At 47.2% G+C, this 11,690-nt stretch carries 8 protein-coding genes and 1 riboswitch; of the genes, 1 reads left to right on the top strand and 7 read right to left on the bottom strand.

Annotated features, from left to right (window positions below; translation table 11 throughout):
• Nucleotides 1–244: 244 nt before the first annotated feature.
• From NYE35_RS03515 to NYE35_RS03490, 6 genes are all read right to left on the bottom strand, one after another.
• A complete protein-coding gene (locus NYE35_RS03515) occupies nucleotides 245–1,645 on the bottom strand; it encodes an NCS2 family permease (protein ID WP_036679893.1) in 1,401 nt (466 codons plus the stop codon).
• 122 nt (nucleotides 1,646–1,767) lie between these two features.
• A riboswitch (purine riboswitch) is annotated at nucleotides 1,768–1,867 on the bottom strand.
• A gap of 202 nt (nucleotides 1,868–2,069) precedes the next feature.
• Nucleotides 2,070–2,534 carry a hypothetical protein gene (locus NYE35_RS03510; RefSeq protein ID WP_076106071.1) on the bottom strand — a complete coding sequence of 155 codons (465 nt, stop codon included), beginning with the start codon at nucleotides 2,532–2,534 and terminating at the stop codon, nucleotides 2,070–2,072.
• A 145-nt stretch (nucleotides 2,535–2,679) separates the two neighbouring features.
• A complete protein-coding gene (gene guaA, locus NYE35_RS03505) occupies nucleotides 2,680–4,218 on the bottom strand; it encodes a glutamine-hydrolyzing GMP synthase (RefSeq protein WP_341120153.1) in 1,539 nt (512 codons plus the stop codon).
• A gap of 162 nt (nucleotides 4,219–4,380) precedes the next feature.
• Nucleotides 4,381–6,720, bottom strand: a complete 2,340-nt coding sequence (locus tag NYE35_RS03500; protein WP_341120151.1) for a transglutaminase family protein — start codon at nucleotides 6,718–6,720, stop codon at nucleotides 4,381–4,383.
• Complete coding sequence (locus NYE35_RS03495) at nucleotides 6,689–8,053, bottom strand: DUF58 domain-containing protein (protein ID WP_341120149.1); 1,365 nt, start codon at nucleotides 8,051–8,053, stop codon at nucleotides 6,689–6,691. The genes NYE35_RS03500 and NYE35_RS03495 overlap by 32 nt, the downstream gene beginning before the upstream one ends.
• A gap of 132 nt (nucleotides 8,054–8,185) precedes the next feature.
• The gene (locus NYE35_RS03490; RefSeq protein ID WP_341120148.1) at nucleotides 8,186–9,559 is read right to left on the bottom strand and encodes a polysaccharide deacetylase; all 1,374 of its coding nucleotides are present in this window, start codon (nucleotides 9,557–9,559) and stop codon (nucleotides 8,186–8,188) included.
• Between the two features lie 107 nt (nucleotides 9,560–9,666).
• Between NYE35_RS03490 and NYE35_RS03485 the strand changes: the two genes are divergently transcribed.
• Nucleotides 9,667–10,335 carry a DedA family protein gene (locus NYE35_RS03485; protein ID WP_076106058.1) on the top strand — a complete coding sequence of 223 codons (669 nt, stop codon included), beginning with the start codon at nucleotides 9,667–9,669 and terminating at the stop codon, nucleotides 10,333–10,335.
• A 14-nt stretch (nucleotides 10,336–10,349) separates the two neighbouring features.
• Here NYE35_RS03485 and NYE35_RS03480 read toward each other — a convergent pair whose 3' ends face one another.
• Complete coding sequence (locus NYE35_RS03480) at nucleotides 10,350–11,612, bottom strand: MFS transporter (RefSeq protein WP_341120146.1); 1,263 nt, start codon at nucleotides 11,610–11,612, stop codon at nucleotides 10,350–10,352.
• Nucleotides 11,613–11,690 lie beyond the last annotated feature (78 nt).

The raw sequence follows: 11,690 nt of genomic DNA, 5'->3' as shown, positions 1-11,690 counted from the left end.
CTAAAGCAAATGCCGGAGCAAAAAAAACAGAGATCAGGATCAAGGTGGGGAACAAATTGGACTCTAACACCAAGGCTGCCTCGTCCTGAACATCACCTCTTCAACAATATAATCTAAAACATAGATGATGAAAAGCTAGAAACATAGACTAGCCTGAACGGTTAAGTGCCAACAAAAATATAAAAAAAGGACCCCCTCAGTTATGAAGGAGCCTTTGAATGCACATCTGTATGCTATATATGAGTTAGCCCGCACTACCAAGAAATACATAACGGAGAATAATCAGAATAGCAAGTACCCACATCATCCAGTGAATATCGTATTTTTTCTTGCCAGCAAGGTTAGCTACACAAGCAAGGATTACATAAGTTACGATACCAAAGGAAATACCATTAGCAATATTATAAGTGAAAGGCATGATTACTAGAGTAAGGAACGCTGGAATCGCAACAACCATATCTTGAAAATCAATTTCGCGAATCGATTGTGCCATGAGCACGCCTACGACAATCAATGCTGCAGCTGTAGCAGATCCAGGGATCAGAGCCACTATTGGTGCAAGGAATAACGCAAGCAAGAAGCACACACCCGTTGTTACAGCTGTAAGACCTGTACGTCCACCTTCAGCAACACCTGCCGCGCTTTCTACAAAAGCAGTAGTAGTGGAAGTACCCAATGCCGCACCACCAGCTACAGCGATAGCATCGACAAACATTGCATTACCTACACGTTTGTTACCTTCTTCAGGGTTGTCCATAATACCAGCGCGTTGAGCAGTACCTACAAGTGTACCAAATGTATCGAACAATTCTACAAAAGTGAATGTTGCGATTGCTGAAACAATACCGGTGTGCAGGATACCATCCCAGTCAAATTCGAAAAAGTTCAATTGCGTCAGGTCAGGCACCCAAGGGGTTGTCGGACTGGACAATGAGCCAAAATCAACTACACCCATCAGTATACCCGCGAGGGTTGTACCCAAGATACCGAATAAAATCGCACCTTTAACTTGCAGTACCATCAGGATGGAAATAAGAAGCAATCCGATAATTACCAATTGTACATCAGTGTTCTCTAGACTACCCATATGAATGATTGTTTCAAAGGATAGGACGTCTGTGAATGTATTGGCGGAAATATCTTTACCAGCTTCGACACCAATCGTCATCAAACCACTGTTCTTAAGCCCAAGGATTGTAATGAACATCCCGATACCTACGGTAATGGCATGCTTCAAGCTGTCAGGAATGGCTGTCAGTAAGATCTGCCGCACTCGGGTAACCGTGAGCAGGATGAAGATCAAACCGGAAATAAATACTGCAGTCAGACCCATTTGCCAAGTGAATGGATGTTCTGAGGTTGCAGAAGACAAAATTACGGAAGCAAAGTATGCATTAAGTCCCATACCTGGTGCCAATGCTACTGGAAAGTTTATAAACACGCCCATTGCAATGGTGAAAATACCTGCTGCCAGCGCAGTCGCTAGAAATACAGAGTACCAGCCCATATCGATGCGGCCAAATGCTGTTAATGTGCTCGGATTAACCGACAGGATGTAAGCCATAGCCATGAACGTAGTCAAGCCGGCCATTATCTCTGTACGTACTGTAGTGCCGTTCTCTTTCAACTTGAAAAACCGATTCAAATTGTTCTCCCCCTAAGGTATGTTGTGGCTGACAGCAACAAAAAGCCGGTATCTGATCGACACCGGCTCGAAAAAAAGAGTAGCACCCATGACTATAGCCCTAGATTCAGGCTAATACGGGTTGCTCAGCTCTTCTTAATCGTAGCCAGGTCATTACGGTGACCTCGTAGAAACTTCCAGGCCTATTCCCGGAAATATACGAAAGAATTATGTTGTTGTGCTTTATCATTTTAGGGGGACATCACATAAGTTGTCAATGAAAAAAGCGAACATTTTCGACTTTATTTTTTCTATTGTTCGTAATTCATACATTTTTATCTTTAACTTCAACCCCAAAATCCATTAAATCATGCAGCTTATTAACTATCAAAAGCCTTATCAAATGGGTATTTTTCCCTATAAAACAGTTTCAACATGCCCTAGCTTATTGGCCTTTGGAATACTGATAGCTATGCCAAGAATTAGCAAAATGCCCTATAGCTAAACAAATCACTGCAATACCTAACCAAAAAGATCTGCCCCATATAGCCGCAAATCCAAATGCACAAACAGGGAGAACTGCCATGGGAATCGGAAGAAACAATAATGGAGCCCATAATAATCTGAATTGCTGTCCCTTAACCATATAACGAATCCATAAACCGTAATAAATCGTGATAAACACAAAGATAAGTGCAGCCCAGATCCCGAATTCTACATTTTCGAAGTTATCCTTTGAAATCGCAAGAATAGCTATACACCCCAACTGCCCTACTCTCTCCAAAAGGGTGTAGACGATGCCGGCATCTTTTAAACCGCTGGGAACATGATCGGGCGGAAACTTAATCATCAGTAAACTTGGGGCAAGAATAACCATAGCTATTAGTGTTCCAATAAGTGAGAATCCCATTCTAATGGCTCCTGTAAGTTTATTTTTCCCAGTTTATCACATTCTCTAAAGTTGCTATATAGGGTCCGTCACAAGCTTCACGGTTAATAAAAAAACCTGCAGTCCCTTAATAAATAAGGAGCTGCAGGTTTCTTATTGCTATATGCTATTCCCACTCAATCGTTGCAGGTGGTTTCGAAGTAATGTCATACACTACACGGTTTACGTTCTCAACTTCGTTGACAATACGTACAGAGATTTTTTCAAGAACATCCCATGGGATACGTGCCCAGTCAGCGGTCATGCCATCGATGGAAGTTACTGCGCGGACACCTACTGTGTAGGAATACGTACGAGCATCACCCATAACTCCGACACTCTTCATGTTAGGCAGGGCAGTGAAGTATTGCCAAATTTCACGGTCTAATCCCGCTTTAGCAATTTCTTCTTGCAGAATGTAGTCAGAATCACGAACGATGGTAAGCTTGTCCTCTGTTACTTCACCCAAGACACGAATAGCAAGACCTGGACCTGGGAAAGGCTGACGCCATACGATCGCACGTGGCATGCCCAGCTCTTCACCGAGTTTACGAACTTCATCCTTAAACAAGGTGTTTAGCGGCTCGATCAAGCTGAATTTCATATCTTCTGGCAGACCGCCCACATTGTGGTGGGATTTAATGGTTTGCGCTGTAGCTGTTCCACTCTCAACGATATCCGTATAAAGCGTACCTTGTGCAAGGAATGAAAAATCTCCGAGCTTAGCTGACTCTTCGTCGAAGCAGTAGATAAACTCGTTACCAATGATTTTACGTTTTTGCTCAGGGTCTTCAACACCTGCAAGTTTGCTCATGAAGCGATCGCGTGCATCGATTTTCACTACATGAATATCGAATTTGCCTACGAAAGTCTCCATAACGCTTTCTGCTTCACCTTTACGCAGAAGGCCGTGGTCAATAAACATACAAGTCAATTGATCTCCAATTGCACGGTGAATAAGCATAGCCACAACGGAAGAATCCACTCCGCCACTAAGAGCGCAGAGTACTTTTTTATCTCCGACTTGATTGCGAATATCTTGAACGGCTTCATCGATAAACGATTCCATTGTCCATTTGCCGTCGCAACCACAAACTTGGTATAAGAAGTTCGAGATCATCTCGTTACCTTGAACGGAGTGACGTACTTCTGGGTGGAATTGCACAGCGAACAATTTGCGCTCCGCATTGCTCATTGCTGCAATTGGAGCACTTTCTGTACCTGCATCCAGCTTGAAGCCTGTTGGAAGCTCAACTACATGGTCACCGTGGCTCATCCATACAGTCTGGCGGTTCTCCAATCCTGCAACTAAAGCAGTTCCTTCTGCAAAGTCAACATCAGCTTTACCATATTCCCGTTTAGCTGAACGTTCTACTTTACCATCAAGCTGATGAGCCATCAGCTGCATACCATAACAAATACCGAAGATCGGCACTCCTAGATCATAAATAGCCGGATCTACGTGTGGTGCATCTTCAGCGTATACACTGCTAGGTCCGCCGGAGAAGACAATTCCTTTAGGCGAAAGTCCTTTAATCTTGTCAACTGGCGTATTGTACGGCAAAAGTTCGCTGTATACTCCCAGGTCCCGAATTCTGCGCGCGATAAGTTGGTTGTATTGTCCTCCAAAATCGAGAACGACGATAATTTCATTTGGCTTGTTCATTACGTGCCTCCCTTGATTATTGGATTCATTATACTCATGGTTAATTCTCATCGTCAAGGAAAGGAGGACACGCCTCTCATAATCAGAGAGTGATAAAACTTCATGCAGAACCTTCCTTGCTATGGCATAAATTAGATAGCGGATCTAAGCGTTCTTGGCCGTTTATGTTAAACGGAAGGTAATGAGCAGACATTCGCGGATAAACGCATTCGCATCAGAAGCCGCAGGTTCGCCGCCAAGGCCGGGAGCGGAGTTTACGGGATTGCCGCGGGCAGAGATCACGGCTGTGGAGGCCGAAGCTGGCGCGTACGCCAGGGTCTCCCACTGGCGGACGAACTGCCGGACGGCCACGTATAGTCCGGCATCGTAAATCCGCAGGGAGTCCACATACTCCCTGCCAGTAACGCCGGGCGGCGGCGGTCCAAACCGCTCCGCCAGCCCGTGCCAAGCCAGAGAGGCCGCGCGCAGCTGCCTCTCACGGCTCAAGCTGCTGCCGCGAAGCGCGGCCAGCAGCAGAGCCAGACTGCGCCGCCAGCGCCAAGCGGCGGCGGGAAGCAGCGCCGCGGCAGTCAGCGGCGCTGAAAAGGGTCCGCCCGCCAGCGGCAGGGCGGGTAGTTCCGCGCTGCGCGTTGCTTGCGGCGCGAGCGCCGCTGCCGCAGGCCGTGCCGGCGCGGGGAAGCCAGCCGCAAGCGCAGGACCCGGCGTCGGATCGAAAGGAACCCAACCTGCGCCGGCAAAATAAACCTCTACCCAAGCATGCGCATCCCCTTGGGTGACTAAATACTTCGCCGGCATGGCTTCCTCCTGCTGGGTTCCAGGTCCGTACCCTTGAACATACCGCGCTGGAATGCCTGTGCTTCGCAGCAATACGGTCATCGCTGTTGCAAAATGCACACAATAACCTTGCTTGGTCTCAAACAGGAAATGATCCACAAAATCAGCGCCAGCTGGCGGAACCATGGTATCCAGCGTGTAAGAATACCCGTTTTGCAAATAATCCCGAATGGCGGTTGCGGAGTCATATCGGTTACCCGAGGAAGCTGTGAGCTTCTCTGCCAGAGCTTTCACTCGCTCAGGTAATAAATCAGGCAGCTGCAAATATTTGTTCTTTATTTCTTGAGGATCAGCATCACCCAACCCGCGCAGCAGTACTGGATTACTCTCGGGAAGTATAGAATCAACTATATACTCAGTGATCCGAGTTGAACCCGCCGAATCTGGCAGACGAAAGGTATCCCTGTCCTTATTCGCCAGAACATAACCAAGCTGGCTGCCATTAGATAGTTGAACTGTCTCAACATCCGTTATGGTGCCCGCATTGAATACAGGAATTCCTCCGGAAGAAGGGCTGGCAAATTGTATCCGCTGTTGTAAAGTCCGTCCACCATTAGTAGTAGTTACCGTCGCCGGAATCTGAGGCAGGCCGGACAAGTTAAGCGGAGTAAATTCCTCACCACCTCTGATCCAACGGCGTCCGTCATAATAGGCAATGCTCTCCCCGCGCCAATAGGTACGCAGGCTGGTCAATGCTGTGAAGACTGGCTCGGTATTTCGTGACAATGGAGCACCCAGTTCTCCATCATTTGTACTATACCCTGTTGTTCCTGCAGGTATAGCCTCATTATCTTCCGGCATATGGCCCGAAGCCCATTCCTGCAGCTTTTCAAAGGTTGACTGGAGTGTAGTTTGGGTAGGCGGTCGTACTTCATATACCTGCCCACCGAACCATGCTGTCATCATTACGAATATGGCAGCCGCTAATGCCAAAACTCCCCATCGGGCATACGGCAGGTGAATGCTGCCCACCCGTTCCCGCAGACGGAGCAAACCGCTCATTGCTTGCATCCATACAATAAGCCCCACTGATATTACAACATCCGTTGTCGTATTAACGCCAAAGCCAATATCCAGAACCAATAGATAAATGAGGGTCACCGCTGTAAACAGCAGCGTGCTTCCTCTGAAAAGTGCAAGCTGCTGCACCGAAGATACCAGCAGCCCCCAACCAACAATCAAAATCAAAAGTCTGCTGATCTCGCTAAGCTGAGAAACATGCCCTGAAAAGAGCAAAATCAGATCATTTGGAATTTCTACTGCATAAATGCCCAACCATCCTGTCCCTACGCTCTCACTGCATAGATATAGCCAAGCCGTGCCGATCATCAAACATTGGATACTTAGCAATAGCCACCCGGGAATCTGAAGGATTCCCCACATCAACAGCACGGCAGCAGAAATCATCAGAATCTGCAGCAATCTAGCAGTATCTTCCAATGAAGTCGTTCTATATAAAGGGAGCAGCCATTCTAAAAATAGCCCCAAAATAGCCAAAGAGAACAGCATGCGATAATACAGAGGTATTTTTCTCTGTTTACCGGCATGACTGTTCTCCAGTTTTTCCAAATGGAGCTGCTTTGGTCCCATCCTACTTTGCCCATTCATAGAGAAGCTTGTGTCACCCGGTATCCGCTTACCGTAGCGTTGGTTTTCCGGATGATTCATGGTACTCTACCTCCCTGAGCCTGTAAGCTGGCAATGCATCATCCAGACAAAACATCCGTGCTCCAAGACGACCCAGACTATCTCCGACCGTTCCCCGCACAGGCTGGCGGATCTCCTGCAGCGTTACCTCCGCAGGCACCGGAGCTGGCTGATCCCAAGCATAATAGAGCTCAACTTTTACACCTTGCACTAAGAATTTAGCGATAACCTTAGCAGATTGTTCCTCTAATCTTCCGGTCACTATAGCAACGGTCATTCCCGGAATCCAGCCTCTAGAAGCATCCTCCAACAGCTCGGACAGGGTTCTTGTTCCATTCGGAGAAATATCAGTTAGAATATCCAGCACTCTCCCTGGGATTTTGCCCAGTCCTTCATGCCTAGCCATTCCTTCTGGCCAGCCTCCGCTGAATAACTGGACATAAGCACCTGACTGCTCAGCAAAGAGCATCAGCCCCATCGCCGTTGACACCGCCTTCTCAAATACCGGTGGCTGCTCTTCCCGACTGCCACGAGGTGTAAGTGCATTGGCTGGAATCTCATAGCTTTTTGGATCATTAGCCAACACGATACAGCTCATTTTTGCCTTTTCACGCTCTGGAACTTTGCTCTGCAGATTCCCAAGCCGGGCACTGTTCTTCCAATGGATTCGGCTAAGTGGATCACCGGGCTCATATTCCCGCGATTCCATGGTCTCATCATTGCTGCTTCTTCCCCTTCTAGAATAGAGAGAATCACCGCTAATAAAGCCGCTGTCCGGGACTGCTCCGCCATAATATAGGGGGGCTGGCAGCACTTTAACGCTATGCTCTTCAGCAGGCTCAGATCGGCCTGTGAACCAGCCGGGCAAATCTCCCCAGGTTACTCTACAGCCCTGCAAATGATGATGTCCGCGTGGCATATTCTCAAGAATGTAGGTGTATTCAAAAGAGCGTCTGAATCCCGGAAACAGTAGCTTGTGATGTCCTCTGTCCCCCCAAAAATCAGCGATAGTCAGCCATGGCAGTGGAAGCCGGGCAGAGAAATTCACCCGCACCTTCACAAGCAGTGTATTTCCAGCTATCGGTCTTACAGGAGTGATTGTACGTTCAATCTTTATCGCCCGTGGACCTGAAAGTTGAACGATAAGTCCGCCAACCATGATAACGCCTACAGCGATCAGCAGAAATAAGAGTGATGCGCCTCCGCGCCATGCATATAAAACACCTATAATTCCAGCCACAGTCAGCACCCGCAACCATTCAGCCAATGCACTACGGCTACGCGGATAGGAGAAGCTTCTAACTCTTTCAGTCTTGTTATTTAATTTGTGCTCTACTTTTTTTGAAGAGGACAATGGAACGAACACCCTTCCTTTGGGTCTAGACTTGTTCCCAGCTGAGGAACTTATTACTATCTATTCTTCCCATGAAAAAGGGTGCCCAGACATTGTTTTTTTCTTTTAGAAAAACTGCCTGAGCGCTAAATCTCAGAAGGCTATTACCCGGCGCTCACCTTCCGTCACGCTTATATTTAAAGGAGGATGATCGGCTGTCTCCAGCAGCTCACGCAGCGATACCCAGATAGAACCGCCAATCATCTCCACACTGGCACCGTTTATCTTTTGAACATGATCAGGAAGATTTAAAAGGAGTTCCTTGTTCGCCACATCCGCGATGATATCTTTGCCGTTCCAGGCAATCCTTCCACTGCGACTGCCCGCATCCCAGCTAATCTGCCCTCCCAGCCGTTCGATCACAGCGCGAAGTGGCACCATATATTTTCCTTTTTGCAGAGTATATTCACCTGGCGCCAGCTTCGTCTCCAGCTTTCCAACCTCCAGCACCAAAGGTTTGCCGGGCGCAAACAGCTCTGCATTCGGTATGATATTCGAGGTGATCCAAGCTTCCGAAGGTTTCACTCTGCCCAAGCTATTGGCTTTTGAGGAGACTCTGAATTGTACAGGCTCCACCGTCTCATCTAAAAGGCCAAAGCTGTATCCAGCAGCCTTATAACGCGCAATAATATCAGGCAGTGCTTTAACACTCTCCTGATGGCCGCCGCCATCATGCAGCAGCAGAATAACCCGAGAGGACTTCAGATCCGCGGTTGACTCTTTTAAGATTTCTGACGCCGGTACCCCTTTGCGTTTGGAATCCCCGCTGTCCACCGTCCAATCCGTAACGATATAACCGGCTTGCTTCAACAAATTGAAGTAGGTATTATCAAAGTGATCAAAGGTTCCGCCCGGGGCGCGGATAAGTTGTGGGCGAACCCCTGTAATGCCCCGAATAATTTCTTCGGTCTTTTTAATCTGGCTCCAAAATTCAGTGAATCCACTATATAAATCATGGTAATTATGATTATAGGTATGATTGCCAATAGCATGTCCTTGTTCCCATATGGCATTAATTAGCTCTGGATGGCTTTTCGCTTGATTACCAAGGACAAAAAAGGTCGCCTTCACACCTTGCTGCTGTAAAATTTCAAGAACGTTGAAGGTATTGTCACTCGGTCCGTCGTCAAATGTAATATAGACTGTTTTTGAAGCTTTCTTTGCGGCTGTGATTGCCGAATATGTTGTTGACACCTTGGATACTTGTGCCTTACTGGAATTCAATTTAACTTCTGGAGAAGCAGTCACAATGGACTCTGCTTTAGGAGGCAATTCTTGCATCGCCACTAACGGGAGATTATTCTTAACAGAGACAGACTCCGCGCTTGCGGACTGTAATGAACGATTCATCCAAGAATCTACACTCTCCCCTGCGTTCCATCCCAGCATTACGATGACGATTACAACCATAACAAGCAATCCGCGTATGAAGTTTCGGCGGCCGTGAGTGTTTTTGTTACCTTTCATCTTCTCTACCTCCAGCATTCTATTGGCTCAAAAGCCATTTGGTAGATTGTATGAAGACAAGCTTCAAAATAGAATAAGGCAACTGCCCCTTGGAGAGTGAGAATCTTATGGAAATGCTGAACTTTATACAAGAATTATTCAGCAAATATGGATATAGCGTATTGTTTTTTGGATTGCTGCTCGAATTCGTTGCCTTGCCGTTTCCCGGAGAAACTACCATGGCTTTTGCAGGTTTCCTTTCCTATACGGGAAGACTTGATTTCATAACGCTGATTCTAGTGGCGTTTGCAGGGACCACCGCCGGGATGACCCTCACCTATTTTGTCGGATTAAAAGCCGGAATGCCCTTCATCCAGCGATACGGCAAGTGGTTGCTGTTCTCCCCTGCCAAGCTGGATAAAACGCAAAAATGGTTCGAGAAATACGGCAGCATCCTTATTTCCATCGGATATTTTATTCCAGGCGTTCGTCACTTCACCGGCTATTTTGCTGGTATAGTTGCGCTGCCCTTCCGTAAATTCGCCCTCTACGCTTATAGTGGAGCATTATTCTGGGTAGTGCTGTTTCTTGGCATAGGACGGGTATTTGGTCCGCAGTGGATGGGTATTTTCCATTTATTCGAGTTATATGCACTATGGATTATCTCCGGCGGTGTAGCTATAGCTGCCCTTGTAATCCTGTATCGCTACCGCAAAAAGATAAGCATCCGCCTGTTCCCGCGCAAAGCTGCCATAAAGCTACAGACTCAGGTTAAAAAAACTTCCAAGGGACGGTGAAGCCACCGCCCTTTTTAAGTACGTTTTTTCTTGCTGCGTACCCCCGCATATCCTGCAAGCAAAAGCGCAACTGCGGCAAATCCCGCTCCCCCAGCAAACCCTACCATTCTTGGTTCCACCCCTTCTAATAGCCACCCGGCGAACAGCATAGATAACCCCAGCAGCGTATTTCCTACTGCAGACAGGAGTCCAAACATAAAGGTCTGCATAGCAGATGGCGTTTCCCGCATAACAAGCGTATCCAGACAGGCATTCCCCGTCCCCCCGGCAAATGACAGCAGAATGTATAACATTAATGCTGCCGCAAAATGATTGCTGACACTGATGCCCATCAATAATACACCTTCAAGTAAAAGCCCTCCGATGGCTACAATCAGCAGCCCCTTTTTTAAATAACGTGAGGTGAAAAAACTAAGGCTAAGACCGACGCCAAGCGCCGCATAAAATGCCCCTACTCCAATATCCCCCGCGTGAAATACCTGTATCGCATAGACACTGATCAGTACATTATCCAGACCATTTAGCAACGGCACCAACAGCTCATAACCGAAAATGACCTGCAACGTTAGGCTTCCGCCAATTACCATTCCCAGAGCACGCAGTTGACCGTATTGTGCTTCTTTATTGGATTTTTCTAAGTCCCCCTCAGGAGAATATGTAGCCTTCTTAGCCACCGTCGCCATTTCCGTATGTTGTGGAAACTCGATACCGTAAATTAACATCGCCGCAATTAAAAAAGACACTGCATTCATAATGAACGCTGCCTCCGGACCAAACCACATCGACACCACCCCTCCACTGAACGCCCCAAGGATCAGCACGCAGCCGCTCATTAACTGCTCTAGTCCGTTGACGGTCAGCAGAGAATCTTTGGTGACGAGCAAAGGGATAGTGGACTTACGAACAGGGCTGTAAATGGCTTCGCCCGCTGCCAGCAAAAAACTTGCCATATATAACAACCACAGGTTCTCCTCCCCATCCACCCATAAAAAGGCTAAGGCTACTGGGACCCTCAGCATATCTGTAGCTATCATGATATATTTGCGTGGAATTTTACTGCCAAGTATGCCTCCAAGCGGGGCCAGAAATAAATAAGGAAGCAGTCTCACACCTAACGAAATCCCCACCGCCATGCCTGATCCCGTCAACTGCAGAACCAGCGCCAGTACTGCAACGCTAGTAAAACGATCACCAATTCCATTGATCAAGCCGGCTGTGAACAATCGTGAATATCCCTTGTGACTCCTAAACATCGCAACAGCTGAGTGATTATTCATTAAATAAACCTCATTTCATCTATTTATACATATATCTAATTAGATATTAATCGAATCATTTATTTATGACAATGCTTT

The organism is Paenibacillus sp. FSL L8-0494 (assembly GCF_038003695.1).
Lineage (GTDB): Bacteria > Bacillota > Bacilli > Paenibacillales > Paenibacillaceae > Paenibacillus_AQ > Paenibacillus_AQ odorifer.
Note: the sequence above shows the minus strand (reverse complement) of the source record. Positions and strands in the feature narration are given on the sequence as shown.